Raw genomic sequence first — 25,892 nt, 5'->3', positions numbered from 1 at the left:
AACGGGTTGATTCAGATGGATTCGCCCGCCCATCCAACCTATTGAAATCGCGTGGTTTCATGCCCGGCGTCAGATCGCTAGTTTGGCCGGAAAGCCAGGGGCACGGAGGTCGGTGCCGACGGCATCTTCCAGCAACTTGACGATCTGGGTCGACCAGGCGCTGCCGCCATAGGCAGCCTTGCCCTGTTCGAAAATCGTATTGACGCGCGTGGCGAGGTCGAGTGGCACGCCTGACAGTTCGCCCATGGCGAGAGCGAAGCCAAGGTCCTTCAGTGCCAGATCCATGGTGAAGCCGATGTCGTAGGAGCCGTTGAGAATGAGCTGGCTTTCGGTCTCGTGAACGAAGCTGTTGCCGGAGGAGGCCACGATGGCGTGGTAGGATTGGGCGAGGTCGAGACCGCCTTGTTTGGCCAGCATCAGCGCTTCGCCGGCGGCGACAAGGTGGATGAAGGCGAGCATGTTGGTGATGACCTTGATCACCGCCGCCGACCCGATTGGTCCCATCAGGAAGGACTTCGCGCACATCGCTTCGATCGCCGGGCGATGACGCTCGTGGAGCGCCGCATCGCCGCCGACCAGCGCGGTGATCTTTCCGGCCGCCGCCAGGTGCACGCCGCCGGTGACCGGGCATTCCAGCGTCTCGACGCCCTTGGCCGAAGCGAGGGCAGCGAGGCGAAGAATCTCGTCGCGGCCATTGGTGGACATCTCGATCCAGGTGCCACCCTTCGGCAGGCCTTCGAGCAATCCACCGGGGCCGGCCAGCACCGCTTCGCTGACCTTCGGCGACGGCAGGCACGTGATCGCGTTGCCGGCCCGTGCGGCGGCGTCGGCGGGGCTGTTCGCAGCGGAGGCGCCGAGTGCAACGAGGCACTCGACAGCGGCGGGATCACGGTCGAAGACGGTCACGGAAAAGCCGTTGCGGATCAGGCTGGCGGCAAGGTTGCCGCCGAGATGGCCAAGGCCGATGAAGGCGTAGCTTTCGCTCATGGCATCAGCGGCGTCTGCATCATCTGCAGATGCAGTTCCTTGCCCGTGTAGGGATGCGCGTCGCAGACCGCCTCGTCGAGTTCGACGCCGAGGCCGGGCTCCTTCGACGGGATGACGTTGCCGTCCTGCCACTCGATCTTCTTCTTCAGCAGCGTGGCGTGAAACCCGTCCCACTGCTTCAGCGATTCGAGGATGAGGAAATTGGGCAGCGTCACCGCCAACTGGATGTTGGCGGCACCGACGATCGGTCCGCAGTAGCAATGCGGGGCGATCTGGATGTGGTAGGCCTCCGCCATGGCGGCGATCTTCTTGGTTTCCAGGATGCCGCCCGAGCGGCCGAGGTCCGGCTGCAGGATGGTCGCGGCGCGGTTCTCGATGACGCGAGCGAACTCGAATTTAGTCGTCAGCCGTTCGCCGGTGGCGATCGGGATCGAGGTCGCGCGGGCCACTTGGGCCATGACCTCTGGCATGTCAGGCGGCACCGGCTCTTCGAACCAAAGCGGATCATAAGGCTCGATGGCGCGCGCCATGCGTAGCGCGCCGGAGGCGGTGAACTGGCCGTGTGTGCCGAACAATATGTCGGCGCGCGTGCCGACCGCCTCGCGGATCGCCTTGACCATACGGGTGGACAGGTCGATGTCGACAAGCCGCGGCTGGTGGCCGTCAAAGGCGGTGTAGGGGCCGGCTGGATCGAGCTTGACGGCGTTGAACCCCTGCTCGACATATTCGAGCGCGCAGGCGGCGGCGAGATCGGGATCGTTGTAGACGTTCTTGCCGTGCGCGTCCTCGGAATGGACGCTGCCGGTGTGCGGGTAGAGATAGGTGTAGGAGCGCAGCGTCTCGTGCACCTGGCCACCGAGCAGTTTGTAGACCGGCTTGTCGGCCTCCTTGCCGATAATGTCCCAGCAGGCCATCTCCAGCGCCGAGAAGCAACCCATGCCGGACACATCGGGGCGCTGGGTGAAACCCGAGGAATAGGCGCGGCGGAAGAAGTTCTCGATGTCGTGCGGATCGCGGCCGACGAGGTAGCGTTCGGCCATGTCTTCGACCATCCTTGCCGTGACATGGGCCGAGAAGGTGGCGTTATAGGCCTCGCCATAGCCGACCACGCCGCCGTCTGTGGTGAGCTTGACGAAGATGAAATACTTGCCGCCGATGCCGGGCGGCGGGTTGCCGACAACCCAGGTCTTGACGTCGGTGATCTTCATTTTTGGTCCTCCAGAACCAACTCGGCGCCCTTCCAACCGGTCATGATCGAGGCGGCGTTGGTGTTGCCGGTGATGTTGTCGGGAAAGATCGAGGCGTCGATGACGCGCAAGCCTTCGATGCCGTGCACCTTGAGGCGCGGATCGACGACGGCGCGCGCGGGATCCGGCCCCATGCGGCAGGTCGACACCGGGTGATAGACGGTCCCCGAGCGCTTTCGGAAATCCTGGATCAGATCGGCGTCGGAGGTGATCGACGGACCGGGCAGGACCTCTTGCTCGATGATCTCGGCCATGGCGGGCATCGAGGCGATCTTGCGCACGAATTTCACCGCTGCCAGCATCTCCTCGACATCGGCATTGGTGGAGTAGGCATTGGCGACAATTTTGGGGTAGTCGCGTGGATTGCTGGAGCGGATCATGATCTCGCCACGGCTGGACGGGCGGCAATTGGACAGGCCGATGGAAAAGCCCGGCCATGGATCCGGCGTCAGGATCGGGCGCTCGCCGCTCTTGGGAATGACGGTTGAGAAGGCCTGGAAATAGAGCTGCATGTTGGGCCGGCTGGCCGCCGGGTCGGTGCGGAAGAAGCCGCCGGCATTGTTCATCGACAGCGACAGCGGGCCCGAACGCGTCAGGATGTATTGCATGCCGACCAAGAGCTTGCCCCACCACGGACGCAGGATCTGATTGAGCGTCGGCAGCCGGCCCTTGAAGGTATAGTTGATGCCGACATGATCCTGCAGATGCGCACCGACATTTTCGTTGGCGTGAACGACGGGAATGCCCAGCCCCCCAAGCAGAGCGGACGGGCCGACGCCGGACAGCTGCAGCAATTGCGGCGAGTTGACCGAACCGCCCGACAATATGACCTCGCGGCCGGCACGCGCCGTCTTCGTCTCGCCGTTCTGCAGATATTCGACGCCAACGGCGCGCTTGCCCTCGAACAGGACCCTGGTCGCCAGCGCGTTCATCTCGACGCGGACATTGGCGCGTCTCATTGCCGGACGCAGGAAGGCGCGCGCCGCCGACATGCGGCGGCCGTTGCGGGTCGAGATCTGGTAGACGCCGACGCCTTCCTGGACGGCACCGTTGAAATCCGGGTTGAGCGCCAGGCCGGCCTGCTGGCCGGCAGCGAGATAGCGCCTGGTCAGCGGATGGACGGCATCGGCACAGTCGGTGATGTGCAGCGGGCCGCCGATGCCGCGCCATTGGTCGGCGCCGGCCTGGTTGTCCTCGAGCGCCTTGAAGGCGGGCAACAGGTCGTCATAACCCCAGCCGGGATTGCCGGCGTCGCGCCAGGCGTCGAAATCCTCGCGCGCGCCCCTGATCCAGACCATGGCGTTGATCGAGCTCGAACCGCCGAGCAGCTTGCCGCGCGGCCAGTGGTCGGCATTGCCGGCAAGGCCCGGGTCCGGCTCGGCCTTATAGTTCCAGTTGACATCAGGATCGAAGAAGGTCTTGCGGTAGCCGAGCGGCATCTGCACGTAGAAGCGGCGGTCGGTGCCGCCGGCCTCCAGCACCAGCACCGAAAAGCGCCCGGAGGCCGAGAGTTTGTCGGCCAGGACCGAGCCGGCCGAGCCGGAGCCGACGATAATGAAATCATAGGTCTGCATGATGGTCTGCACGATTGGTTTGGGCGGCGCCGGAAATCTGGCGCAGCCTAGACGCCATGGGTTCACCGCGTCGCCGTGCCTTCCGGCATCAGTTGTGAAAAAAGCGACCGTCGAAATGGTCGGGTTCGAGGGGATTCCGGACAATCGTGCTTGATATGCACCGGCTCGACGGCCTATGCGATGGCATTACTTTGGCGCATGATTTTTTCCGAAAAGTCTGCAACTTTTCGGAATCATGCTCTGGCCAATCTGCGGAAGGCAGGAAATCATATGCGGACCCTTCCTGACGCGTTCATTCCCGAACTGCCGGGCCACTACAGCGGCAAGGTCCGCGAAAACTACGATTTGGCGGATGGCAGGCGCATCATCATCGCAACCGATCGCCTCAGCGCCTTCGACACCATCCTAACTTCGATCCCATACAAGGGAGAGATCCTCACCCAGACGGCTCGGTACTGGTTCGAGGAAACAGCCGATATCTGCCCGAACCATGTCCTGGAATATCCCGACCCGAACGTCGTCGTCGGCACAAGGCTCGACATCCTGCCGGTCGAGATCGTCGTGCGTGGTTATCTGGCGGGAACCACCAGCACCTCGATCCTGACCCGCTATCGTCGCGGCGAACGGGAGATGTACGGGATGCGCCTGCCGGACGGGCTGCGCGACAATGAAAAACTGGCGGAGCCGATCATCACGCCGACCAGCAAGGCTTCGCAGGGTGGTCATGACGAGCCCCTGTCCAAAGCCGAGATCCTTGAACAGGGCCTGCTCACGAAGGCGCAGTGGGATATCGTATCGGGCTATGCCTTACAGCTGTTCGCTCGCGGCCAGCAGCGCGCCGCCGAGCGAGGCCTCATCCTCGCCGATACCAAATACGAATTCGGCACCGACAAGAACGGGACCATCATTCTCGCCGACGAAATCCACACGCCGGACAGCAGCCGGTACTGGATTGCGGCGAGCTACGAACAGGCGCTCGCCAGCGGCAGCCGGCCGGAGAGCTTCGACAAGGATTTCATCCGCTCGTGGGTCTCGGCCCGGTGCGATCCTTACAAGGACCCCATACCTGAAATACCGGACGAGATCGTCGAACAAGCTTCGCGGGTCTACGCGCAGGCTTATGAGGCAATCACGGGCAAGGAATTCTCTCCCGACCTTTCCGGGGACAGCGTGCTCGATCGCATTCGCTCGAACCTTGAGCGTTATTTTTAGCAGTCACGTGAGCCTTCGCCGGGGGCAGTCGGCAGAGGCGCGTTGACCTGTCGGCGCCATGACGTTACGGGATCGAGGGCAACCGGTCTCGAAGGATTTTCCCCATGGTGCACTATGCGGATGGACGGCCGATCGGAGACCTGACGTTGCGCACGCTGGCCATGCCTTCGGATGCCAATGCAGCCGGCGACATCTTCGGCGGCTGGGTGATGGCGCAGATGGACCTGGCCTGCGGCATCCGCGCTGCCGAGCGCGCCAAGGGCCGGGTGGTGACGGCGGCGGTCAAGGAAATGTCTTTCGCCAAGGCGATGAAGATCGGCGACACGCTGTGCATCTACACCCATGTCGAACGCGTCGGCCGCACCTCGATGACGCTCAAGGTCGAAGCCTGGGCGCAGCGCTATCTCTCCGATCTGATGGAAAAGGTCACTCATGCCGATTTCGTCATGGTGGCGTTGGACGGCGAAGGCAAGCCGAAAGCGGTTCCTGCCGAAGGCTGACGGAAGCCGGTCCTCCCACGCTCAGGCAAGGATTTCAGGCATGCATGCCGTCGAATTTTTCACGTGCGGCCCGCACGCGCGCGGTGTTCCTGCGCGCCCATTCACCAAGCGCGCTGACCGGGATCAGCAACTCGTGACCGAGCTCGGTCAGTTCGTAGTCGACACGCGGCGGGATGGTCGGGTAGACGGTGCGGGTGACGAAGCCGTCGCGCTCCAACCCACGCAAGGTCGTGGTCAGCATCTTCTGTGAAATGCCGCCGACGGCTGCGCGCAATTCGTTGAAGCGCAGCGGTCCGTCGCCCAGCTTGCCAACCACCAAAACGGTCCATTTGTCGCCGACGCGCTGCAGGATTTCAGAGATGGCGCGACAATCCTCGGTGCGGTGCGGGTGCCTCAGTAACAAAAAGGTGCCTCCTTGCGTCGGGAGTTGACAGTATCTCATATAGCGCCGGTATCTAAATGATACCAGCTTTTACTGAATGGAGAGCCCCCATGTCAAAACCCAAAATCGCCATCGTCATCGGTTCGACACGCGCCGCGCGTTTCGCCGACGTGCCGACCGAATGGATCGCCAAGATCGCCAAGTCACATGCCGACATCAACGTCGAGATCGTCGACCTGCGCGACTTCCCGCTGCCCTTCTTCGACGAGGTCGCATCCTCTGCCTGGGTGCCGTCGACGAATGAAGTGGCACAGCGCTGGCAAAAGAAGGTCGCCGAATTCGATGGCTTCATCTTCACGGCCGCCGAATACAATCATGGTCCGACGGCCGTGCTGAAGAACGCCATCGATTACGCGGCCAACGAATGGAACAAGAAGCCGGCCGGGTTTGTCGGCTATGGCAGCGTCGGCGGTTCCCGCGCCGTCGAGCAGCTCCGCCTTCATGCGGTCGAATTGCAGATGGCGCCGGTCAAGTCCGCCGTCCATATCGCCTGGGGCGATTTCCTTGCCGTCCGCCAGGGCGAGAAGAAGCTGGAAGATCTCGAGCATCTGAATCAAGCCGCGACCGCGCTGGTCAACGACGTTGCGTGGTGGGCCAAGGTACTCAAGGCAGCGCGTCAGGCCGACGCCGTCGCCGAGGAAGTCAAGGCGGCCTGACCGCCGGTTCGAATTGTCCTCCCAAGGATCCGGGGCGGCGCTTGCGCCGCTCTTTTCAATTGTCAGAGGCGTGCGCCTCCCGCGCCTGTCTTGACCCGATGATGCCATCGGTGAGCGATCCGCCTCGTTGAGTTCGTCCGCATGGTGCCGACCCCATTGGCAGAGCGCCAGCAGGACCTGAAGGCGATGATCGGCCGCAACCAGTCGCTGAAAGGCTTCGCACTGCTGCCGTTGCTGTCTCCGACGTGCTGAGAACCAGCCTGTCCGAGCTGTTCCAACTGGCGGTCAGCGGCCGGCTTCGGGCAGCGATCGGCGGCTGCTTCCGGCTCTACCCGGGCCAGTGAAGCGCACCGGCTGCTTGAGGAGCGCCGCTAGACGGGGAAAGTGGTGCTGGTGCCTTGGCGCCGCGGCGGACATGACGTCAATCGGGATTGGACCTCCATATGCGCGGTCCTGCCATCTGGTCCCGCCCTTTGCCTTGAGATATCCGGCTGCAATCCGTCACATGAGTTGAAGCCGTGAAGACATCCAGCCTGACCGGCGCCGTTTCCCCGATGATCCCGGTGCTCGTCTGCGCGCTCGGCATCTTCCTGCTGTCGGGGATGGATGCGGCGATGAAGACGCTGGTCATTGCAGTGGGCGTCTACAACACGGTGCTGTGGCGCAGCATGCTGGCGACCGTGGTCGCGGGTGCTGCCTGGTCGACAGGGCCGCGCTCAAAGCCAACCTTTCCGGTGCTGAGGCTGCATGCGCTGCGTGCCGCAATTGTCGGCATCGTTTTGATATCCTTCTTCTGGGGTCTTGCCAGGTTGCCGCTGGCGGAGGCGATCGGGCTCAGCTTCGTGGCGCCCTTGTTCGCCCTTTTCCTCGCTGCGCTGCTGCTGGGCGAACGAATCCGGCGCCAGGCAATCTGGGCATCACTTGCCGGCATCGCCGGCGTCGCGATCATCATGGCCGGTCAGTTCGGGCATGCAAGCACTACGCAGGATGCCGTGCTTGGCACGGCGGCGGTGCTCGTATCGACGGTGTTCTACGGCTACAATCTGATCCTCGCCCGGCAACAGGCGCAGTTGGCCAAGCCTATCGAGATCATGTTGTTCCAGAACCTTTGCGTTGCAATCATCCTCGGTCTCGCGGCACCTTGGCTCGCCGTCGCCCTGCCGACTAATCTTTGGCTGCCGCTGGCCGGGGTGACGGGGCTGTCACTTGCAGGGCAATTCCTGATGAGCTGGGCCTACGCCCGCGCCGAAGCGCAATATCTGATCCCGACCGAATACTCGGCCTTTATCTGGGCGGTCGCGCTTGGCTGGTTCTTCTTCGGCGAGGAGGCGACCTGGCCCACGCTGACCGGAGCATGCCTGATCGTCGCCGGCTGCCTGATCGCCGCGCGGGCAAATCCCCGGCTTGCCGAACCAATCGAAGCGGCGGTTTGAGGACGCATGTCCGTCCGCTCGGGACTCCGCCTGCGCGTCATTCCGGAAGACCAGCCTTGCGGAAGCCATCAACGAAATGCTCCTGAATGGCGGCGTCGCGAAACGGTTCCGTCATGACCCAGTGGCGGGTCGTAAAATGCGGGTTGCTGATGAGGAACATTTCGACCTCCGCGCGCGCCTCGTCGAACCGGCCCAGTTGCGCAAGGCTTGCCGCAAGGAAGCGGCGCGAGCTTGTGCGATAGGTTTCGTCCCGGCGCAGTGTCTCGACAGCGGCTTCGTATTCACGCGCCGCATATTGCGCCGCGCCGAGCGTCAGATAATACCAGCTTGCGGGGAACGGGTTCAGCCGGAACGCCTTGCGAATGTGCTCCAGGCCCTCCTGGACCCGCCCGGCGAGCACCGCGATGTCGGATAGTGTCGCCCAGGCGTCGGCCTCGTTCGGGTCTAGCTCGAATGCCTTGGCGAATTCCGCATCCGCCTCGGCGATGCGGCGTTCATAGGCGAGCAGGTTGGCAAGGACCCAGCGGCAGCCGGCATCGTAGGGATCGATCGCCACGGCCTTGCGCGCCAGCTCCAAAGCAACAGTACGGTTGGGCTCGATGGGTTCGCCCCAATGCACCCATCCCATCCAGTGGTTCATGGCAAGCCAGCGATAGGCCTCGGCGTAGTCCGGATCGAGGGATACCGCACGGTGAGCATGAGGTGCGCTTCCCGCGCCGTCTGCGGCGAATCATCGATCAGCTTGCGCGCCCGCACGCAGAGGTCGTAGGCCTCGAGATTTTGGGGCCGGTTGCGCGGCAGCGGTGCGCGCAGCCGGCCAAGCAACGCCTCGACGATCTTGGCGGTGACCTCGTCCTGAACGGCAAAGATATCCTCCAGGCTCCGATCGAAGCGTTCCGCCCATAGATGTTCGCCGCTCACCGCATCGACCAACTGGGCGTTGATGCGCACGCGATCCGCGGCGCGTCTTGCGCTGCCTTCCAGCAGGTAGCGCACGCCAAGGTCCCCGGCGATCTCACGCACGTCCATCGCCTTTCCCTTGTAGGCAAAGGTCGAGTTGCGCGCGATGACGAACAGGCCGGAGATCCTTGAAAGGTCGGTGATCAGGTCCTCGGTCAACCCATCCGCGAAGGAATCCTGCTCGGGATCGTTGCTGAAATTGACGAAGGGCAGCACGGCTATCGACGGTTTGTCGGGCAGCGGCAGAGGTTTTCGTTGCGTACTGCCGAGCTGTTCGACGGCGCCCGTGAAGCGGTAGCCGACGCGCGGAACGGTGGATATCCATTCGCCGCCATCGGCTGCCGGACCAAGCAGCTTGCGCAGTTGTGCGACCTGAACGGTGAGATTGCCTTCCTCGACGGCCATCCCCGGCCACGCCGCGTCCATCAACTCGGCTTTGCCCAGGACTTGGCCGGGCCGTCCAACGAGTGCCGCAAGCAGGCTTAGCCCGCGGTAGCCAATGGCAACGGGAACATCGCTCCGAAGCAGCGTACCCGCACCCGGATCAAGCACGAACGGACCAAAGGCAAAACGCGATCCCTGCATAGGGCGCATCTATAGCCGGTTTGGAAGTTTTGAGAACTATTTGGGAGGGCTTAATTACGGCGCTGTCCGTATCGCGCAGAATTCAACCTCATTTCGATCGAGAACCCCTGGGCGCTCAAATCACATGGAGGTTGCGATGACCAATATCCGTGCCTCGGCCCCGCATCGCACAGCGCGGCTGGGAACGTCCGTGGGGCCGGCGTCGCGCCGGCTCCTGACGACCTTGCGAAGTATTATCACGACCCTGCGCGAGCGGAGCTGGCGCGAGCGGATACGCTTTCGCTGGCAACTCAGGCAAATGTCGAACGACAATCCCTATCTTATCGACGATATCGGTCTGACGAAACGGGAGGTCGAGGAAGAGATCGCCAAGCCCTTCTGGCGACCATAAAGCGAAGGCCGCACATCGTCTTGACCGTCAGCGCACCGCCTCGCGCTGAGCGCCGGGCAGCCGGGTGGCGATCAGCTTGTCGATGCGGCGGCCGTCGAGGTCGACCACCTCGAAACGCCAGCCCTGCGCATCGACGCATTCGCCGGTCGCCGGAAGGTGGTGCATGTGCGCCAGCACATACCCGGCGACCGTCTCGTAGTCGCGGTTTTCCGGCAGGTCGATGCCGAGAATGTCGGCCATCTCGTCGGCCTGCATGTAGCCGGCGAGCAGCCATGAGCCGTCCTCGCGCTTGACGGCATTTTCCTCGTCGCCGGCATCGGTGTCCGCCCGGAACACGCCGGTGATGGCTTCAAGGATGTCAGCCGGGGTGACGATGCCTTCGAAATGGCCGTATTCGTCATGCACCAGCGCCATCGGCACGTCGGATTCCTTGAGCTTCTGCAGCACATCCAGTGCGTCGGCCTGGTCATAGACGATGGGTGCGGCTTGCACATGCCTGCGCGGGTCGAGCACGAGGCCGGCAAGCAGCGCCGCCAGCACGTCTCGCGTCTGGACGACGCCGACCATGACATCGACGCCGCCGTCGCCGGCGGGCAGGCGCGAATGCTGGGTTTCCATCAAAAGCTTGCGGATGGCCGCCTCGTCGGATTGCAAATTGATCCAGTCGACCTCGGTGCGCGGCGTCATCACTGCGCGCACGGCGCGGTCGCCAAGCCGCATGACGCCGGCGATCATGCGCCGCTCGTCGGATTCAATGGTGCCGTGATGCTCGGCCTCGGCAACCAGCATCTTGATCTCCTCGTCGGTGACCTTCTCCTCGCTTTCGCCGCGCTGGCCGAGCAGCCACAGGATGGCGCGGCCGGAAAAATCGAGCAGGAAGACCAGCGGCGCCGAGACTGTGGCGAGGATGGTCATGGCGGGCGCCGCTCTTGCGGCCACCCGTTCAGGGTCACGCAACGCAATCTGCTTGGGAACCAGCTCGCCGACGATCAGTGAGAAATAGGTGATGATGGCGACGACGATGCCGACGCCGAGCGGATCGGCAACGGCCTCACGTATGCCGGTCGTGGCCAGGAACTGCGCCAGCCGCTCGCCAAGCGTGGCGCCGGAAAAGGCGCCGGAGAGGACGCCGACCAGGGTGATGCCGATCTGCACCGAGGACAGGAACTTGCCGGGATTCGAGCCAAGCTCGAGAGCGCGGCCGGCGCCATTGATGCCGCGGTCGATCATCGCTTTCAGCCGAGCCGGCCGCGACGAGACGATGGCAAGTTCTGACATCGACAAAAGGCCGTTTACGCAGATGAGGACGAACACGGTAGCGATTTCGACGTATAGCATGACCGGTCAATAGCATTGCGGCGCGGTGTTCGAAAATAGTCCGGCGTGGTTTTTGAGGAATGACCGGTATTTCGGTCAGGCGTCGGCGCCTCGCAGCCAGCCAAAACGCAGGCAGTCATGATGGACATAGACCAAGGTCGTCCGTTCGCGCCAGAAGCCCGGGCGAGTTTTCAGGACCTGATCGATGTGATGGAGCAGTGCCTCGGCTCCCGAGATATGGACCGTGGGCCCGATGTATGTGCCTTCCTGTTCGAATGAGGCGAACAACAGCGACGCTCTTTAGGCGCCGGATCGAACCAGGCCGCGCGATCTACTGTTTGAGTATGCCGACGATCGCCTCGCCGTCCGTGAAATAGGGATCGCCGCCGCCATTGCGTCCGGTGGCTGTCGCGCCCATGCCAGATATGTCACTGGTCGAGACCAGTGTGCCGGCGGTGGCCAGGTCGCGCATCAGGAAATCGCGCTCGGCATCGATGTCGGGGCCGATATGGTGGATGACGGCGCCGGTATCGCGGCTGAGGCCAACGCCGCGATCGAAGCTGGCCGATCCCAGCCACAGCGGCCGGCCATCATCGCCTGCAGCATCGGTCTGCCAGAAGCGGACATGATGCCGGCGATCGGCGCTGCCGCCAACCGGCTTTTCGAAGGCGAGATCCTGGGCGCGGCCGTCTAACAGCAGCCGGCTGACCGGCGCATCGGGGTAGGGGTGGTCGAACAAAACGCTCTCGCCGATCTCGATTGCAGTCTTCAGGGTCACGGCGTCAGCGGTGTCCCAACCGGCGACGGCGAAGGCATGGACCACCTCCTTCCGCGTGCCGACAAGGCCGACATTGATCGGGTCGCCAGGAATACCTTGCGGAGTGTGCGTCACCATCTCGAAACGCTCGGTGCGAAAGCCGCGATCGCGGAACGTCCAGAACTCGGGCGCCGCGAAATAGGCGAGCGCCAGATAGCCGGCCAGCAAGGCCACCATCCAGATCGTGATGCGTCGCCGAAGACTTCGTTGGCTCATGAAGGAGGCTCAAACGTCCGGCATCACATTAGGCGGTGCGTGGCACTCCCGCAAAGGATACCCGGCATCGATCTACCGGCAGGCGCGATAACCGTTCTTGCGGTTCTTGATGTCGAAATGAAAATGGTTGCGGTGGTCGTAATTGTAGCCGGGGCCGAGCACGGTGGTGAAGTACTGGCAGCCGTCGGCGCGCACATTGTTCAGGAAGCCGCGGGTGCGGAAGGCAAACAGGCCGGGCTTGCGCACGTCGATGTCGTCGCCGTTGTTGAGCTCGATGCTCATGACGTCGAGCGCGTTGCCCTTGCCATGTTCCGACAACACGCCTTCACCCGCGATGTTGCGGCAGGAATAGCTGGAGCCCTGGTGGATGGTCTTGACGCCCGAGAAATAGCGCCATCGGGCGGAGGGGACGAGCTCATTCTTTGTCCAGCCGGCGAAGGTGGCGGCCATGTCGCAGGTCAGCGTCGCGGCTGGTTTCATCTGGATGTTGCCGATGGCCGAGACCTTTACGGGATAGTCGATGCCGCACTGGCCTTCATGGATCGGCGCCAGGTCGGTGAAGGCGACGTCGAGGCGCTTCAATTGCTGGCGGCAGTCGGTTTCACTGGCCGGCATCTGCTCGGCCGGCGACATCGGCTCGTCCATGCGCGGATAAGCGGCCTGCGTCATATAGGGATTGGAGGGAACGAGCTTCTGCATGCCGGTGTATTGCGGCACGGTTGAAGTCTGGGAGCCGACGTCGACAGCCGGTTCAAGCGATAGCACGCTGCCGGTGTTGCAGGCGGAAACCGCCACGAGGGCAAGGCCGCCGGCCAGCCTGCCGGCTGCCGCGCACATGCGTCTCGACTGCCGCACGGCGGCAAATATCCCGACCATCAGCGGAATCCCTGTCCCAGATGTCCGGCATATTAACCATCAAGGGTAAAGGAAAACTCAGCGCCTGCGTTCATGCCTGCGGCCGAATTGGGGCACGCGGTCCGGCCAACCACGCTCACTGACAGAACGTTCCGCCATGCTGTCTAGGCTCGAGATCGAGATGGAAATGCAAGGAATGATCGGCATCGCTGCCCGGTCCGAGCACGGTCTTGAACGGTCCGCAGGCCGCCTTACGCACGGCGTCGAGGAATTTGGCGTCCTTCTCGGGTGGCGCCGGACCGACTTCGATCTTCTTGCCATCCGACAGCGTGAAGCTGGCGATATCGAGCGCGTTGCCGAAGGCATGTTCGGACAATTTTTGTGTGCCGTTGCGTGGCCGGCAGACAAAGGCCGATGCCTGGTCGATCGATTTCAGGTCGGCACCGAATTCGGCTTTCGCGGTCGGCTGGATCACGTCGGCGGCAAAACGGGCAGCCGCCTCGGCCATCTTGCAGTTCAGTTCGGGGTCGGGGCCGATATCGACGGACTTTCCAAGCGTCTTCAGCACGATCGGATACGGAATCGAGCAGCCGATTTCGGGGTTGCTTTCCGCCTTGCGCTCCTCGAATTCGACGCCAAGTGTCTTCAGCCGATCGCGGCAGGCGACTTCCTCGGCGGGCATCTTGGCGTCGGGCAGATCGGCCGAGCGAGGGTCGGGCAGCATCTTGTTGTCGCCTGCATCGGCCGGCTTTTGCGGCGGCTGCGGGGCGACTGTTGGGGGCTCAACATCGGGCGCTTTTTCGGTGTCAGGTTTCTGTGTCGGCGTCGGCGCAACGGCTGGCAGCTCCGGCTCGCCTTCCTTATCGGTTGACGGCTCTGTGGCCGACGGCTCTGGGCGTGCCTGCTTTTTCTGATGGGATTGTTCGTCATCGAACCGGTCGGATGCTCCGGTGGTTTTCGGCCCTTCCGTCTTTTGCTTTTCCGGCGCCTCAGTGTCCGCCGGGCGTGGTTCGGGCACCGGAATGGGACTTGGCACTGGAGTACCTGGCCCGGGCAGCACCGGAACATCGGCAGGCGAGGGCCGCGGAGCCTGAGTCTCCTGTTGTGTCTGGTTCGGTGTGTGGTGCCGGTGGCGTCGCGGTTTCAGGCGCAGTCCGCCCCGCGGCTTCAAGGGCTGATCGACCCGCTGTGTCAGCGGCTGCTCCACCCGCGGCGTCAGCGGCTTGGCAGGTCGATGGCGATGCCGGGCGTCTGCCGACACCACCGGCAAGGCCGTGACGGCCATGATCAACGCAATTTTGCATGTTCGGGAAAAGACAGGCGACCCCATAACCATCAACGGCGCCGACGCAAGGAGGTTGCTTGCGCCGCATCACGAACGGTAACCACCTCGTTACGCGCCGATCGCTTCCAGCCCTTCCTCCAGCCAGTCGGCGAGAAGCGGCATACCAAGCAGGTATTTTGCGGTGCGCTTGTTGGCGCGCTCTCGCGCCGTGGCAAGCGCGTCCGCCCATTCCGTGGCGTCGTAGTCGCCGCGACCGACCCAGGCCAGTGCAATCAGTTCGGCGGCTTCATCGACATTGAGGTCGTTGATCAGCTCGCGCAGCTCTTCCTCGGTGAGGTCTTCGGAGCTTTCCTCGGCAAGGCCGTCATGATGATGGCTGGCATGGGACTCGCCATCGAGTTCGACCTCGTGTTCGGCGCCATCGGCATAGTCTTCATTGACGGCGGCACTCAGCGCCTTGGCCTTGAGAATGAACAGGCGCACGGTGTCGGGGCCGATCGAAAGCTCCCAGTCCTTTTCAAGCCGCCGCTGCACGAGCAGTCTCCCAGTGCCGAAACTCTGGCTGATGATAGCGGATTTGCGGCATCCGTCACCTGATGTTCTCCGGCACGCATTTTTCCGGGATGAAATGCGAACCGTCCGGCGTTAGTGTTGCATTCTCACCCCTCCAGGAGGCTTCGATGCATAAAAGAATGCTGATCCAGGCTGCGACTGCCCTTGTCGCGCTGCAGTTCCTTGCCGTTCCGGCGTTTGCTGCCGGCAGCGGTGGCAGCGATGAGACCGTCACTCAGTGCAAGAAGGGCCAAGTCTGGGACAAGAAGAAGAAAAAGTGCGTCGCACCCCAGGAAGGCATGCTCGACGACGACAGCATCTATGATGCAGGCCACGCGCTGGCGATGGCCGGGCGTTATGATGAGGCGATTGCCGTGCTCAGCCTCGCGGCCAACAAGCAGGATCCGCGCATCCTCAACTATCTCGGCTATTCGCACCGCCACTCCGGCCGCGTCACCGTCGGCCTCGGCTATTACGAGGAAGCGCTGCGCATCGATCCCAACTATACACTGGTGCGCGAATATCTCGGCGAAGCGCATCTGCAGATCGGCGATCTGGCCGGCGCCCAGCAGCAGCTGATGGAAATCGAGAAGCGGACCGGCAAAGGTTCGCGCGAATACGGCATGCTGGCCGAGCAGATCGACCATTTCATGAGGAGTTGAGACGGCCTCAAGGGCTCTTCGAAGCGACCGCGAGCAATCGCGGTCGCTTTTTCGTGGCCCTCACTCCCGCTGGCTGCCCCCCGACTGATGAAAGCGGGGATGATTTTTGCAAAACCAATTTTTGGGCGTGAAAAACGCGCGAATATTGCTATATTCAGGGAAATTGCGGTGACACGGTTCCGTTGGCTCGAGGCTGCCGGACCGTTTTCTTTTTGTACTCATCGACGAGGCTTCCCCCGAAATGCGGAGGTGGCAGCAGGAAAGGCAGGCATTATGAACAAGGTCCCGATGACAGGCGAGGGTTTCGCGTCATTGAAGGAAGAACTGCGCTGGCGCCAGCAGGAAGAGCGGCCGCGCATCATCGAGGCGATCTCCGAAGCGCGCTCGCATGGCGACCTGTCCGAGAATGCCGAATATCATGCCGCCAAAGAGGCGCAGAGCCTCAATGAGGGCCGTGTCAACGAGCTTGAAGATTATATCGCGCGCGCCGAGGTGATCGACGTGAGCAAGCTCAGCGGCGACAAGATCAAGTTCGGCGCCACCGTGGTGCTGGTCGACGAGGACACCGAGGAAAAGAAGACCTACCGGATCGTCGGCGACCAGGAAGCGGATGTGAAGTCCGGGCGTATCTCGATCTCGTCGCCGATCGCCCGCGCGCTGATCGGCAAGGAAGTCGGCGACGCCATCGAGGTCAACGCGCCTGGCGGTGCCAGGGGCTATGAGATCGTCCAGGTGCAGTTCATCTAAGACCTTTGATAATTCTACTCTGGCGGCCGACTAGCGCGGTTTTCTGCGCTTCCGGTGCTCACGTACTTTAAGTACGCTCCGCTCCGGTTCTCGAAGAACCACGCTATTCGACTCGCCAGAGCGAATTCTGCAAGGTCCTATGCCGGCGCTTGTGATTTAAGTGCCGTTAGCCTCTCTGCCTCCGCCACCACCTCCGCCGGAATCACACTCTCCCCAGGCGCTGCCAAAAGCGTCGATGCATAGGGCCCGCGCGGGCCGGTGAGACCTGGCTCGGTTGCCAGGAACACCGCAACCGTCGGCAGGCCGAAAGCGCTGGCGAGGTGGGTCAGCCCGGTGTCGGCGCCAATCACCAGCGTCGAGCGGCCAATGATGGCGGCGATCTCGGCCAGTGGCGATTTCGGCACCACGACCGTTGACGGCACGGCTTTCGCGATCGCTTCGGCCACGGCCATCTCGCGCTCGTTCGACCAGGTGGTGACCGGCGTCATTCCCCTTTCAACCAGCAGCCGGGCGGTCTCGATCCAGTCCTGGACGGGCCATTTCTTGTCTTCTCGGCTGGTGCCGTGCAGCAGGAAGGCGGTTTTCCCGGCGATGCCGGCCAGAGTGCCGGCCGGCGGCACAATTCCGGAATCCAGCGTCGAAAGATCGGGCCGATAGCCGAGCGCCAGCCCGAACAGTTGCCGCGTCCGTTCGATGGCGTGCAGGTTGCGCGACACGGGATAGGCGACGTCGTAGAACAGAGTTGCCGACGGTTCGCGCGCGCTGGAGCGGTCGAAGCCGGCAATTGGAGCGCCGGCTTGTCTTGCAACCAGGGCCGATTTCAGCAGGCCTTGTGCGTCGATGACGAGATCGTAGCGGCACTCGCGCAAGGTTCGGCGCAAGGCGGCGGCCTCGCGCCAGGTGCCACCGTCGAACGGCGCCTTTCGCCAGCGCCGGATCGCCACCGTGTGAATTCTGTCGATCGCCGGGTGCAGCGCCACGATGCCGGCGAACGCCTCTTCGACGCACCAATCGAAGCTTATGTCCGGCCGGTTAAGGCTGGTATCCTCGACAGCCGGAAAAGTATGGATGACATCGCCCATCGAGGATGTCTTGACGATCAGCACCTTCATGCCGCGGCCGGGATTTCCAGCAGGCGGCCCGCCGCCGCCGCGACCTGGCCGACTTCAAGCGTCTTCAGGCAGTTGAGGTGGCCGAGCGGGCAGATTTTCTGATGGCAGGGCGAGCATGACAGGCCAAGCCAGACAAGTTCCCGGTGGTCGGCCAGCGGCGGCGTGTTCCCAGGCGAGGTCGAGCCATAGACGGCCACGATCGGCGTGCCGACGGCAGCGGCGACATGCATCAGCCCGCTGTCGTTGGACACCGCGAGCCTCGCGGCAGCAATCAGGTCGATGGCGTCCTCCAGGCGCGTCTGGCCGGCGAGATCGACGACGCCAGGGGCGAGTGCAGCGATCTCCGCCGTCACGTCGCGGTCGTTTTTAGAACCGAACAGCGCGACCTTCAGGCCCTTGCCCATGAAGTCGCGGGCAAGGCCGGCATAGCTTTCACTCGGCCAGCGCTTGGCCGGGCCGAATTCGGCACCAGGCGTCAGTGCTGCGAATTTTTGCGGCGTCAGCCCGAAGCGATCGAGCAGGTCAACCTGGTTTTTCGTGTCCACGCTCAGTCGAGGCGCCCGGAAACTACCGCCTTGGGCGAGGCCGAAATAGGCCTGTGCGGTACGTCGTTTGACGCTGTCGGGCAGCGGTACGATGTCGGTCAACAGGCCATAGCGCATTTCGCGCAGATGACCGACACGGCGCGGAATGCGGGCAAAGAACGGGATCAGCGCCGATTTCCAGCTTCCCGGCAGGACAAAAGCCATGTCATAGCGGCCCTGCAGCAGGCGGCCGAAGCGGCGACGATGCGTGAATTCGAGCGCACCGGGTTTGAGCGGAAAGTCGATCTGCTGGCGGATTTCGGGCATGCGCTTGACCAGCGGTGCGGCCCATGCCGGCGCCAGCACATCGATGGCGGCGTTGGGATGCAGCTCCTTCAGCGCCGAAAACAGGCACTGCGCCATCACCATGTCGCCCACCCAGCGTGGACCGATCACGAGGATCGTTGGGCTCTCAGCCATTCGACATAGTCTCTGACGCCGGTTTCCACTGTCCGGAATTGGCCATTGTAACCGGCCGCGCGCAAACGTGACATATCAGCTTGCGTGAAGCTCTGGTAGCTGCCCTTGAGATGGTCGGGGAATTCGATGAACTCGATCTCGCCCTTGCCCAGCGTGTCGATCACCGTTTCGGCGATGGCGCGGAAAGGCTGGGCGCGGCCGGTGCCGCAATTGAAGATGCCGCTCAGATCCCGCTTCCACAGCCACAGATTGACGTCGGCGACATCGCCGACATGGATGAAATCACGGCTTTGTTCGCCAGGCCCGAAGCCGTCATAGGCGCCGAACAGTTTCGGGTTTTCGCCCCGTTCGACCTGGTTGACCAGGTGGAAAGCGACCGACGCCATGGCGCCCTTGTGCGCTTCGCGCGGCCCATAGACGTTGAAATAGCGCAGGCCCGCGACCTGCGAATGGTCGGTATCGAACACTGTTCGCCCGGCGAACACTGTTCGCCTGACATAGTCGTCGAACAGCTTCTTGGAATAGGCGTAGACGTTGAGTGGCCGCTCGAGCGCCGGGTCCTCGCGAAACTCCGCGCCGCCGCCGTAGACGGAAGCCGAGGAGGCGTAGAGGAAGGGCACGCGCAGTGCCTGGCTTGCATGCAGCAGTCGCTTGGAAAAGGCATAATTCACCTCCATCATGAACTTGCCGTTCCACTCGGTGGTGGTCGAGCAGGCGCCCTGGTGGAAGACGGCCTCGATGCGGCCGAGTGAACCTGCCTCCATGCGGGGCAGGAAATCATCCTTGTCTAGATAGTCGGCGATCTGCAAGTCGGCGAGATTGGCGATCTTGTGGCCGTCGGTGAGGTCGTCGACGATAAGGATGTCGTCATGGCCTTCGGCATTCAGAGCTGCAACGATGTTGGAGCCGATCATGCCGGCGCCGCCCGTGACGATGATCATGTTGCTGGCCCTATACGCGTTTCACTTGCCGATTCCGGCCCTTATAGGGGAGGCAGGGTGGGCTGTCGATAAAGCAGGCGGTGGAGCGGACGTCACAGTGGTGCCGCAAAGCTTCCGCTTCAGTCGGTCTGTGCCGCTCGGCATGATCGTGAGGGACAAGGAAATGCCGTCGACCGAACTGCTCATGGCGTTTTTCGTCACCACCGCGATCTTCGCCTACATCCCCGGCCCCGCCATGCTCTATGCCGCGGCGCAGACGATGGCGCGTGGCCGCTGGTCCGGCCTCACTGCAGCCCTTGGCATCCATCTGGGCGGCTACGTGCATGTTTTCGCCGCAGCCGCGGGTCTGTCGGTGCTGTTTCACGCCGTGCCGACGCTCTACATGGCGGTCAAGCTGGTCGGCGCGCTCTATCTGATCTGGCTCGGCGTCTCGCTGTTTCGCAAGCGTGTTGAGGGCGATACGGCGCTGCCCGCTATCGAGCGCAAATCGGCACGACGTGCCTTTTTCGAGAGCATCACCGTCGAGGTGCTCAATCCCAAGACGGCGATCTTCTTCATGGCATTCCTGCCGCAGTTCATCGATGCCTCGGCGGCGTTTCCGGTCTGGCTGCAATTCATCGTGCTGGGCACGACAGTCAATTTGATGTTCTCGTCGGCCGATGTCGTCTGCGTGTTCCTGGCCGGTGCCGTGATCGGTCGCTTGCGACGTTCGAGCCGCGCACAGCGGTTGATGCAGCGGGCCGGCGGCGCGGTGCTGGTGGGGCTGGGCGTCCATGTCGCCCTGCAGAAGAGCTGACCGCCTGGGCCGCTGCGATCATGTCCTGCCGTTGCGCTGCATGGAATTGCGGTATATCGGCTTCGCCGTGACCGACCGACCTCGCAATCCGAGCACTATGACCTATCTGAGATCGACTTTTCCCGCGCGCCGCAAATGACATGATCAAGCACAATCCGCCTTCTCCCGAGCCCCTGCACCGCGCCATTGCGCGGTTCGGCCAGGCCACCGTGCTGGTGGTCGGCGACTTCATCCTCGACCGTTTCGTCAACGGCGTCATTGAGCGGATCTCGCCGGAAGCGCCGATCCCAGTGCTGCACGGGCGCGGCGAGACCTCGACGATGGGCGGTGCCGGCAATGTCGTGGCCAACATCGTTTCGCTCGGTGCTACCGCTGTTCCCGTCTCGGTAATCGGCACCGATGTGGCAGGCGACAGCCTGCTGCGGATGCTTGGCGAGCTTGGCGCCGACACGACCGGCCTGGCGCAGGAGCGCGGCCGCATGACATCGTCGAAGAGCCGCTTCAGCGCGCTCAACCAGCAGGTGTTGCGCTTCGACGAGGAGGAGGTCAAGCCGCTGGATGCTGCGGAGCGCGCCGGCCTGATACGGCATTTCCGCGCCGCACTGACGCGCGCCGACATCGTCATCCTGTCCGATTACGGCAAGGGCATCCTGCTCGACGGCGTCGCCGCCGACCTGATCGCCATCTGCCGCGAGGCGGGAAAGCCGGTGCTAGTCGACCCGAAGGGGCGTGATTATGCGCGCTATGCCGGGGCGACCGCCATTACCCCCAACCGTAAGGAGCTTGGCGAAGCTGTCGGCCACGCGGTGTTCGCCGATGACGAGATCGTCGGCGCGGCACGTCAGCTGATTTCGGCGCACGGCTTCGACTTCGTCGTCGCGACGCGCAGCGAAAAGGGCATGAGCGTCGTCGGTCCGACCGAGGCGCGCCACATCGCGACCCAGGCGCGGGAAGTGTTCGACGTCTCGGGCGCCGGCGACACGGTGATCGCCAGCTTTGCGCTGGCGTTGGCCGCAGGCGCCGACACCGTCATGGCAGCCTCGATCGCCAATGCCGCGGGCGGCGTCGTGGTCGGAAAACGCGGCACCGCGCGACTGACGGTCGAGGAACTCACCGGCGCACTGTTCCGCTCGCATGGGCCGACCGCCCACAAGGACGCCATCCTCGATGCCACATCGGCCGCACGGATGGTTGCGGCGTGGAAGGATGAGGGCTTGAGCGTCGGCTTCACCAATGGCTGCTTCGACATCCTGCATGCCGGCCATGTCAGCCTCTTGCACGCCGCGCGCAGCCAGTGCGACCGGCTGGTGCTCGGTCTCAACAGCGATGCCTCGGTGCGGCGCCTGAAAGGCGCCGGGCGCCCGGTCAACGACCAGCACGACCGCGCCTGCGTGCTCGCCGCCTTGGCTTCGGTCGACGCGGTCGTGGTGTTCGAAGAGGATACGCCTTTAGCGCTGATCGAAGCGCTGCTGCCCGACATTCTGGTCAAGGGCGCCGATTACACGGTCGACACCGTCGTCGGCGCCGATGTGGTGCAGAAGGCCGGCGGACGGGTCGTGCTGGTCGATCTCGTCGCTGGCAAGAGCACCACCGGCACCATTGGCAAATTGCGTGCCGGCGGCATCACCAACTGAGGTTTTCATGTCTGATCTGAACGACTACCTGGTCCGTTCCGCGGCTGCGATCTCCGCTATGGTCGAGCGCGACCTGACCAGCGAGATGGAGCGTGCGGCGAGCGCCGTGGTGACGGCGCTTTCCTCTGGAAAAGCTTTGCTGATTGCCGGCAATGGCGGCTCGGCGAGCGACGCCATCCACATCGCCGGTGAACTGGTCGGCCGCTTTCTCAAGGAGCGCAAGGCCTACAATGTCATAGCACTGCCGGCCAATGCCGCCGTGCTGACCGCCTGGGGCAATGACTATGGCTTCGACACGGTGTTTGCGCGCCAGGTCGAGGCGCATGGCGCGGCCGGCGGTGTGCTTCTGGCAATCTCGACCAGTGGCAACTCGCCGAGCATCCTCGCCGCAGCCGAACAGGCGCGGATGATGGATATGACGGTGATCAGCCTGACCGGCGACACCGGCGGCAAGCTGAAGTCGCTGACGGACATCCTGCTCAACGTGCCGTCGACCTCGACGCCGATCATCCAGCAGGGGCATCTGTGCCTCTATCACCATCTGTGCGAGGTCGTCGAAGCGCGCCTCAGCAATGGCTGACCCCGCGACGTCCGGCCGCTATCCGCTGGCGGAGCCCGGCCTATGGGTCGAGCGGGTCGGATCGAGGGTCTTCTCCGCAGGCACGCCGGCGCTGTTCCTCGACCGCGATGGCACCATCAATCTCGACACCGGTTATCCTGATGATCCGGGCGAAATAGTACTGCGCGAGGATATCGCCGCAGTGATCGCCGCTGCCAACCGGGCCGGCATCCCAGTCGTCATCGTGACCAACCAGTCGGGCATCGCGCGCGGCTATTACGGTTGGGCCGATTTTGCCGCCGTCAATGGCCGCGTGCTCGAACTGCTGGGTGCCGAAAATGCATTCGTGGATATGGTCCTCGCCTGCGCCTATCACGAGGCGGGTTCCGGCCGGCTCGCGATGTCAGATCATCCTATGCGCAAGCCCAATCCGGGCATGCTGCTGGAAGCGGCCAAGCATCTCGGGCTCGATCTGCAACGTTCGCTGATCGTGGGCGACAAGCCGGCCGACATGGAAGCGGGACAGCGCGCCGGGCTGTCGCAGGGCTGGTTGGTCGACGGGCAAGCGGCTGTTCAACCGGATTTCACCGTCAGGTCCTGGCGCGATCATGGGGATTTCGACGGACTGCTCGCCGCGATTGCGGCACTCGGCGCCGTTTCGGGCGAGCCGTGACGGCTCACACCGGATCGTTGTCTCGCGACGCTTCGTAAAGCTTGGCCTCGGTGGCGAACGAATACACCATCACCATCATCGAATAGACGAAGCCGTGCCGGCCGCACAGGAAGTAGCGCTTGGCCAGATAGAACTTCAGGAAGTTGCCGAACGGCGACAGCACAAGTTTTACGAGGCCAGGCTTCTTGCCTTTTTCGACCAGCGTGGCAACCTTGAGGCCGGAATAGGTGTTGGCCCTTGCCAGGTCCTCCGCGACGGTCATTTCGCGGCGATGCAGCAGCACGCCATTTTCAATCGTGCCGGTTTCGCCCGGCACCTCGAACGATTCATGGACCCGCAAGTTGAGGTCCATGGTGGCCTTGTCGCGGCGGAAAAGACGCAGCAGCCTGTTGTGCAGTACCCAGCGGTGCGCGTAGCCATAGCCCTTCAGCTTGTCGCGGCGTCTTATGTACCATCCGTCGAAGGCGTCATTGCGAGGCTGCGTCACGTCGATGATCGACTGCCTGAGCAGGTCGTCGATGGCCTCATCGGCTTCAATCGAAATGCACCATGGCTGCGTGGCCTGATCGAGCGCGAATTGCCGCTGGCGTGGAAAGCCCGGCCAATCATTGTGAAACAGCCTTATAGGGTAGCCCTTGGCGATGAACTCCTGAACAACATCCAGGGTGCCGTCCGTCGAGCCTGAATCGACGACGATGATCTCGGCGCAGAAGTCGACGCTTTCCAGGCACTGGCCGATCATGTCGGCTTCGTTCATGCAGATGATGAGCGCCGAAACGGGGCTAGCAAATCGAGTCATGATCTCACCCCGCGGCACCCTGTTCTCGGAAATTGCGCTGCTTGCGCCATCTCTTTTTTAGCAATCCCGGACGGAAACCGTTACACATTTTTCCCGGAATTGCTCCAGGAAACCCACCAGAGCGGGCACGGCAAAACGATCCGGTTTCTACACGAGAGGCTATCGAACGCCAAAGCGGCCCTGGTGTGGCGAAGCCGAGAATTCGCATCGCCGTTCGACCGACTCAAGGCTGTGCGAACGAGACCAGCCCTTCGTCCTTGACCCGGCGGATGGTGAGCGCGGTGCGCACCGTGTCGACATTGGGGGCAGAGGTCAGCTCCTCGATGACGAAGGTCTGGAAGGCGCCGAGGTCGCTCGCCACGCAATGCAGCAGGAAATCGGATTCGCCCGACACCATCCAGGCGTCGCGCACGATCGGCCAGCCTCGGGTGCGCTCGGCAAAGATGCGCAGCTCGGCGTCGGCCTGATGATGAAGGCCGATCAGGCAAAAGGCGACGACATCGAGACCGAGCGCCGGCGCGTTGAGCAAAGCGCGGTAGCCACGGATGATGCCGGCTTCCTCCAGCCGCTTCACGCGGCGCAGGCATGGCGGTGCCGAAATACCGACGCGGCTCGATAGTTCGACATTGGTCATGCGGCCGTCGCCTTGCAGCTCGCGCAGGATCTTCCAGTCGATGGCGTCGAGGTCGGCCTTGAGCGGCATGAGGGCTCTCGAGAAGTCAGTGGCAAGACGCAAGGATCTTGCGTGATTTCGTAATTAAACGACTTCGCTGTCCATTCCATCCCTTGCCCGGAATATTTCGCAGGTTCAGACGGCGCAAGGGTGCGACAAAGCTTTCCGGGGACGAACGCCAACTTGCCTTGCTGGCGTCGTGGGCAACACTTACATTACGCGCGACGAGTTTTCCATGCCGCAATCGCCGGCAACCCTCCGCAGAGGCTTTGAATGACCACCAAGCACGCGCCTGTTCTCATTATCGGTTCCGGCCCGGCCGGCTATACCGCGGCCGTCTACGCCGCCCGCGCCATGCTGAAGCCGATGCTGGTCGCCGGCCTGCAGCAGGGTGGCCAGCTGATGATCACCACCGATGTCGAGAACTATCCCGGCTTCGCCGACCCGATCCAGGGGCCGTGGCTGATGGAGCAGATGCTGAAGCAGGCCGAGCATGTCGGCACCGACATCATCAACGACATCATCACCGAGGTCGATCTCAACGTGCGGCCGTTCCGTGCCAAGGGCGATTCCGGAACCACCTACACCGCCGACGCGCTGATCATCGCCACCGGCGCGCAGGCCAAATGGCTGGGCATCCCGACCGAACAGACCTTCATGGGTTTTGGCGTCTCGGCCTGCGCCACCTGCGATGGTTTCTTCTATCGCGGCAAAGATGTCGCGGTGATCGGCGGTGGCAATTCGGCGGTGGAAGAGGCGCTCTATCTGTCCAACCTCGCCAAGAGCGTGACGGTCGTCCACAGGCGCAGCGATTTTCGCGCCGAACGCATCCTGCGTGAGCGGCTCTTGAAGAAGGACAATGTCCGCGTCATCTGGGACACGATCGTCGACGAGATCACCGGCCGTCCCGGCAAGACACCGTTGCCGCCCTCGGTCGAAGGGCTGAAGCTCAAGCATGCGGTGACCGGCGAGGTGTCGCACCTCAAGGTCGATGGCGTATTCGTGGCCATCGGCCACGCACCGGCAGTAGAACTGTTCGCCGGGAAGCTGAAGCAGAAGCCGAACGGCTATCTGTGGACGGCGCCGGATTCGACCCGCACCGACGTGCCCGGCGTGTTCGCGGCCGGCGATGTGACCGACGATATCTACCGCCAGGCGGTGACGGCGGCGGGACTCGGCTGCATGGCCGCACTCGAGGCGGAGAAATATCTGGCCGGCATTGAGGTGCACCGCGAAGCGGCCGAGTAGAGAGTTCAGATAACG

The 25,892-nt window shown here is 63.2% G+C and carries 27 protein-coding genes and 1 pseudogene; 12 read left to right on the top strand and 16 right to left on the bottom strand.

Going from position 1 to position 25,892, the window contains the following annotated elements; genetic code table 11:
* Positions 1 to 69: 69 nt before the first annotated feature.
* From NKH57_RS00655 to NKH57_RS00645, 3 genes are read right to left on the bottom strand one after another with little or no spacing between them, the layout of a single operon-like run.
* Entirely contained in the window at positions 70 to 987 is a 918-nt protein-coding gene (locus tag NKH57_RS00655) for an NAD(P)-dependent oxidoreductase (RefSeq protein ID WP_352828926.1), read from the bottom strand.
* Entirely contained in the window at positions 984 to 2,195 is a 1,212-nt protein-coding gene (locus NKH57_RS00650; protein ID WP_023761254.1) for a mandelate racemase/muconate lactonizing enzyme family protein, read from the bottom strand. Before NKH57_RS00650 ends, NKH57_RS00655 begins: the two co-directional genes overlap by 4 nt.
* Positions 2,192 to 3,808 carry a GMC family oxidoreductase gene (locus NKH57_RS00645; RefSeq protein ID WP_352940876.1) on the bottom strand — a complete coding sequence of 539 codons (1,617 nt, stop codon included), beginning with the start codon at positions 3,806 to 3,808 and terminating at the stop codon, positions 2,192 to 2,194. Before NKH57_RS00645 ends, NKH57_RS00650 begins: the two co-directional genes overlap by 4 nt.
* Positions 3,809 to 4,078: 270 nt before the next feature.
* Between NKH57_RS00645 and NKH57_RS00640 the strand changes: the two genes are divergently transcribed.
* Together NKH57_RS00640 and NKH57_RS00635 are read left to right on the top strand one after the other, a co-directional pair.
* Positions 4,079 to 5,020 (top strand): phosphoribosylaminoimidazolesuccinocarboxamide synthase, encoded by a 942-nt coding sequence (locus NKH57_RS00640; RefSeq protein ID WP_352940874.1) that lies wholly within the window; start codon positions 4,079 to 4,081, stop codon positions 5,018 to 5,020.
* A 104-nt stretch (positions 5,021 to 5,124) separates the two neighbouring features.
* Positions 5,125 to 5,520, top strand: coding sequence for an acyl-CoA thioesterase (locus tag NKH57_RS00635; RefSeq protein ID WP_023761257.1), 396 nt, complete (start codon positions 5,125 to 5,127; stop codon positions 5,518 to 5,520).
* A gap of 34 nt (positions 5,521 to 5,554) precedes the next feature.
* Here the strand turns inward: NKH57_RS00635 and NKH57_RS00630 are convergent, their stop codons facing one another.
* Complete coding sequence (locus tag NKH57_RS00630; RefSeq protein ID WP_023761258.1) at positions 5,555 to 5,923, bottom strand: winged helix-turn-helix transcriptional regulator; 369 nt, start codon at positions 5,921 to 5,923, stop codon at positions 5,555 to 5,557.
* 89 nt (positions 5,924 to 6,012) lie between these two features.
* Between NKH57_RS00630 and NKH57_RS00625 the strand changes: the two genes are divergently transcribed.
* Positions 6,013 to 6,618 carry an NADPH-dependent FMN reductase gene (locus tag NKH57_RS00625; protein ID WP_352940872.1) on the top strand — a complete coding sequence of 202 codons (606 nt, stop codon included), beginning with the start codon at positions 6,013 to 6,015 and terminating at the stop codon, positions 6,616 to 6,618.
* Between the two features lie 554 nt (positions 6,619 to 7,172).
* The gene (locus NKH57_RS00620) at positions 7,173 to 8,051 is read left to right on the top strand and encodes a DMT family transporter (RefSeq protein ID WP_352829036.1); all 879 of its coding nucleotides are present in this window, start codon (positions 7,173 to 7,175) and stop codon (positions 8,049 to 8,051) included.
* 37 nt (positions 8,052 to 8,088) lie between these two features.
* On the opposite strand, the pseudogene NKH57_RS00615 reads toward NKH57_RS00620, so the two are convergent.
* Positions 8,089 to 9,605: pseudogene (locus tag NKH57_RS00615) on the bottom strand (winged helix-turn-helix domain-containing tetratricopeptide repeat protein).
* Positions 9,606 to 9,732: 127 nt separating this feature from the next.
* Here NKH57_RS00615 and NKH57_RS00610 point away from each other — a divergent pair.
* Positions 9,733 to 9,987 (top strand): DUF1127 domain-containing protein, encoded by a 255-nt coding sequence (locus NKH57_RS00610; protein WP_352940870.1) that lies wholly within the window; start codon positions 9,733 to 9,735, stop codon positions 9,985 to 9,987.
* 27 nt (positions 9,988 to 10,014) lie between these two features.
* On the opposite strand, the gene NKH57_RS00605 is transcribed toward NKH57_RS00610, so the two are convergent.
* The 6 genes from NKH57_RS00605 to NKH57_RS00580 form a co-directional block, all read right to left on the bottom strand.
* Entirely contained in the window at positions 10,015 to 11,325 is a 1,311-nt protein-coding gene (locus NKH57_RS00605) for a hemolysin family protein (RefSeq protein WP_352730114.1), read from the bottom strand.
* A gap of 75 nt (positions 11,326 to 11,400) precedes the next feature.
* Positions 11,401 to 11,592 (bottom strand): hypothetical protein, encoded by a 192-nt coding sequence (locus tag NKH57_RS00600; protein ID WP_352940868.1) that lies wholly within the window; start codon positions 11,590 to 11,592, stop codon positions 11,401 to 11,403.
* 43 nt (positions 11,593 to 11,635) lie between these two features.
* Positions 11,636 to 12,337 carry an LssY C-terminal domain-containing protein gene (locus NKH57_RS00595; protein WP_352940866.1) on the bottom strand — a complete coding sequence of 234 codons (702 nt, stop codon included), beginning with the start codon at positions 12,335 to 12,337 and terminating at the stop codon, positions 11,636 to 11,638.
* A 72-nt stretch (positions 12,338 to 12,409) separates the two neighbouring features.
* On the bottom strand, positions 12,410 to 13,213 hold the full coding sequence (locus tag NKH57_RS00590) for an extensin-like domain-containing protein (RefSeq protein WP_352940864.1): 804 nt from the start codon (positions 13,211 to 13,213) through the stop codon (positions 12,410 to 12,412).
* A gap of 115 nt (positions 13,214 to 13,328) precedes the next feature.
* Positions 13,329 to 14,399 carry an extensin-like domain-containing protein gene (locus tag NKH57_RS33805; RefSeq protein WP_502907256.1) on the bottom strand — a complete coding sequence of 357 codons (1,071 nt, stop codon included), beginning with the start codon at positions 14,397 to 14,399 and terminating at the stop codon, positions 13,329 to 13,331.
* Positions 14,400 to 14,585: 186 nt separating this feature from the next.
* Positions 14,586 to 15,011: a DUF3775 domain-containing protein gene (locus NKH57_RS00580; protein WP_023761271.1), complete on the bottom strand. Its 426-nt coding sequence runs from the start codon at positions 15,009 to 15,011 to the stop codon at positions 14,586 to 14,588.
* Between the two features lie 146 nt (positions 15,012 to 15,157).
* Here NKH57_RS00580 and NKH57_RS00575 point away from each other — a divergent pair, with 146 nt between their 5' ends.
* Both NKH57_RS00575 and greA read left to right on the top strand, forming a co-directional pair.
* Positions 15,158 to 15,691, top strand: coding sequence for a tetratricopeptide repeat protein (locus NKH57_RS00575; protein ID WP_352940860.1), 534 nt, complete (start codon positions 15,158 to 15,160; stop codon positions 15,689 to 15,691).
* 273 nt (positions 15,692 to 15,964) lie between these two features.
* Positions 15,965 to 16,438, top strand: a complete 474-nt coding sequence (gene greA / locus NKH57_RS00570; RefSeq protein WP_013530066.1) for a transcription elongation factor GreA — start codon at positions 15,965 to 15,967, stop codon at positions 16,436 to 16,438.
* A 137-nt stretch (positions 16,439 to 16,575) separates the two neighbouring features.
* Here greA and waaC read toward each other — a convergent pair whose 3' ends face one another.
* Genes waaC through rfaD form a run of 3 tightly spaced genes read right to left on the bottom strand, consistent with a single transcriptional unit; the run spans position 16,576 to position 19,495 of the window.
* Positions 16,576 to 17,550, bottom strand: a complete 975-nt coding sequence (waaC, locus tag NKH57_RS00565) for a lipopolysaccharide heptosyltransferase I (protein WP_352940858.1) — start codon at positions 17,548 to 17,550, stop codon at positions 16,576 to 16,578.
* A complete protein-coding gene (gene waaF, locus NKH57_RS00560) occupies positions 17,547 to 18,554 on the bottom strand; it encodes a lipopolysaccharide heptosyltransferase II (RefSeq protein WP_352940856.1) in 1,008 nt (335 codons plus the stop codon). The genes waaC and waaF overlap by 4 nt, the downstream gene beginning before the upstream one ends.
* Positions 18,527 to 19,495 carry an ADP-glyceromanno-heptose 6-epimerase gene (gene rfaD, locus NKH57_RS00555; RefSeq protein ID WP_352940854.1) on the bottom strand — a complete coding sequence of 323 codons (969 nt, stop codon included), beginning with the start codon at positions 19,493 to 19,495 and terminating at the stop codon, positions 18,527 to 18,529. Before rfaD ends, waaF begins: the two co-directional genes overlap by 28 nt.
* A gap of 163 nt (positions 19,496 to 19,658) precedes the next feature.
* Between rfaD and NKH57_RS00550 the strand changes: the two genes are divergently transcribed.
* From NKH57_RS00550 to NKH57_RS00535, 4 genes are all read left to right on the top strand, one after another.
* Positions 19,659 to 20,291 carry a LysE family translocator gene (locus NKH57_RS00550; RefSeq protein WP_352603366.1) on the top strand — a complete coding sequence of 211 codons (633 nt, stop codon included), beginning with the start codon at positions 19,659 to 19,661 and terminating at the stop codon, positions 20,289 to 20,291.
* A gap of 140 nt (positions 20,292 to 20,431) precedes the next feature.
* A complete protein-coding gene (gene rfaE1 / locus NKH57_RS00545) occupies positions 20,432 to 21,925 on the top strand; it encodes a D-glycero-beta-D-manno-heptose-7-phosphate kinase (RefSeq protein ID WP_352940852.1) in 1,494 nt (497 codons plus the stop codon).
* A 7-nt stretch (positions 21,926 to 21,932) separates the two neighbouring features.
* A complete protein-coding gene (locus NKH57_RS00540) occupies positions 21,933 to 22,505 on the top strand; it encodes a D-sedoheptulose-7-phosphate isomerase (protein ID WP_352940850.1) in 573 nt (190 codons plus the stop codon).
* On the top strand, positions 22,498 to 23,157 hold the full coding sequence (locus NKH57_RS00535; RefSeq protein ID WP_352940848.1) for an HAD family hydrolase: 660 nt from the start codon (positions 22,498 to 22,500) through the stop codon (positions 23,155 to 23,157). The genes NKH57_RS00540 and NKH57_RS00535 overlap by 8 nt, the downstream gene beginning before the upstream one ends.
* 4 nt (positions 23,158 to 23,161) lie before the next feature.
* Here the strand turns inward: NKH57_RS00535 and NKH57_RS00530 are convergent, their stop codons facing one another.
* Together NKH57_RS00530 and NKH57_RS00525 are read right to left on the bottom strand one after the other, a co-directional pair.
* The gene (locus NKH57_RS00530) at positions 23,162 to 23,956 is read right to left on the bottom strand and encodes a glycosyltransferase family 2 protein (protein WP_352940846.1); all 795 of its coding nucleotides are present in this window, start codon (positions 23,954 to 23,956) and stop codon (positions 23,162 to 23,164) included.
* 223 nt (positions 23,957 to 24,179) lie between these two features.
* Entirely contained in the window at positions 24,180 to 24,659 is a 480-nt protein-coding gene (locus tag NKH57_RS00525) for an Lrp/AsnC family transcriptional regulator (RefSeq protein ID WP_023761283.1), read from the bottom strand.
* Positions 24,660 to 24,902: 243 nt separating this feature from the next.
* Here NKH57_RS00525 and trxB point away from each other — a divergent pair, with 243 nt between their 5' ends.
* A complete protein-coding gene (gene trxB, locus NKH57_RS00520; protein WP_023761284.1) occupies positions 24,903 to 25,877 on the top strand; it encodes a thioredoxin-disulfide reductase in 975 nt (324 codons plus the stop codon).
* The last annotated feature ends 15 nt before the right edge of the window (positions 25,878 to 25,892 follow it).

The sequence above is a fragment of the Mesorhizobium sp. M1050 genome (assembly GCF_040318715.1).
GTDB lineage: Bacteria > Pseudomonadota > Alphaproteobacteria > Rhizobiales > Rhizobiaceae > Mesorhizobium.
Note: the sequence above shows the minus strand (reverse complement) of the source record. Positions and strands in the feature narration are given on the sequence as shown.

Coding starts and splice junctions, on each gene's coding strand:
- NKH57_RS00655 (WP_352828926.1), bottom strand. CDS start 987: ATGAGCGAAAGCTACGCCTTCATCGGCCTTGGCCATCTCGGCGGCAAC.
- NKH57_RS00650 (WP_023761254.1), bottom strand. CDS start 2,195: ATGAAGATCACCGACGTCAAGACCTGGGTTGTCGGCAACCCGCCGCCC.
- NKH57_RS00645 (WP_352940876.1), bottom strand. CDS start 3,808: ATGCAGACCTATGATTTCATTATCGTCGGCTCCGGCTCGGCCGGCTCG.
- NKH57_RS00640 (WP_352940874.1), top strand. CDS start 4,079: ATGCGGACCCTTCCTGACGCGTTCATTCCCGAACTGCCGGGCCACTAC.
- NKH57_RS00635 (WP_023761257.1), top strand. CDS start 5,125: ATGGTGCACTATGCGGATGGACGGCCGATCGGAGACCTGACGTTGCGC.
- NKH57_RS00625 (WP_352940872.1), top strand. CDS start 6,013: ATGTCAAAACCCAAAATCGCCATCGTCATCGGTTCGACACGCGCCGCG.
- NKH57_RS00620 (WP_352829036.1), top strand. CDS start 7,173: ATGATCCCGGTGCTCGTCTGCGCGCTCGGCATCTTCCTGCTGTCGGGG.
- NKH57_RS00610 (WP_352940870.1), top strand. CDS start 9,733: ATGACCAATATCCGTGCCTCGGCCCCGCATCGCACAGCGCGGCTGGGA.
- NKH57_RS00605 (WP_352730114.1), bottom strand. CDS start 11,325: ATGCTATACGTCGAAATCGCTACCGTGTTCGTCCTCATCTGCGTAAAC.
- NKH57_RS00595 (WP_352940866.1), bottom strand. CDS start 12,337: ATGAGCCAACGAAGTCTTCGGCGACGCATCACGATCTGGATGGTGGCC.
- NKH57_RS00590 (WP_352940864.1), bottom strand. CDS start 13,213: ATGGTCGGGATATTTGCCGCCGTGCGGCAGTCGAGACGCATGTGCGCG.
- NKH57_RS00575 (WP_352940860.1), top strand. CDS start 15,158: ATGCATAAAAGAATGCTGATCCAGGCTGCGACTGCCCTTGTCGCGCTG.
- greA (WP_013530066.1), top strand. CDS start 15,965: ATGAACAAGGTCCCGATGACAGGCGAGGGTTTCGCGTCATTGAAGGAA.
- waaC (WP_352940858.1), bottom strand. CDS start 17,550: ATGAAGGTGCTGATCGTCAAGACATCCTCGATGGGCGATGTCATCCAT.
- waaF (WP_352940856.1), bottom strand. CDS start 18,554: ATGGCTGAGAGCCCAACGATCCTCGTGATCGGTCCACGCTGGGTGGGC.
- rfaD (WP_352940854.1), bottom strand. CDS start 19,495: ATGATCATCGTCACGGGCGGCGCCGGCATGATCGGCTCCAACATCGTT.
- NKH57_RS00550 (WP_352603366.1), top strand. CDS start 19,659: ATGCCGTCGACCGAACTGCTCATGGCGTTTTTCGTCACCACCGCGATC.
- rfaE1 (WP_352940852.1), top strand. CDS start 20,432: ATGATCAAGCACAATCCGCCTTCTCCCGAGCCCCTGCACCGCGCCATT.
- NKH57_RS00540 (WP_352940850.1), top strand. CDS start 21,933: ATGTCTGATCTGAACGACTACCTGGTCCGTTCCGCGGCTGCGATCTCC.
- NKH57_RS00535 (WP_352940848.1), top strand. CDS start 22,498: ATGGCTGACCCCGCGACGTCCGGCCGCTATCCGCTGGCGGAGCCCGGC.
- NKH57_RS00530 (WP_352940846.1), bottom strand. CDS start 23,956: ATGACTCGATTTGCTAGCCCCGTTTCGGCGCTCATCATCTGCATGAAC.
- NKH57_RS00525 (WP_023761283.1), bottom strand. CDS start 24,659: ATGCCGCTCAAGGCCGACCTCGACGCCATCGACTGGAAGATCCTGCGC.
- trxB (WP_023761284.1), top strand. CDS start 24,903: ATGACCACCAAGCACGCGCCTGTTCTCATTATCGGTTCCGGCCCGGCC.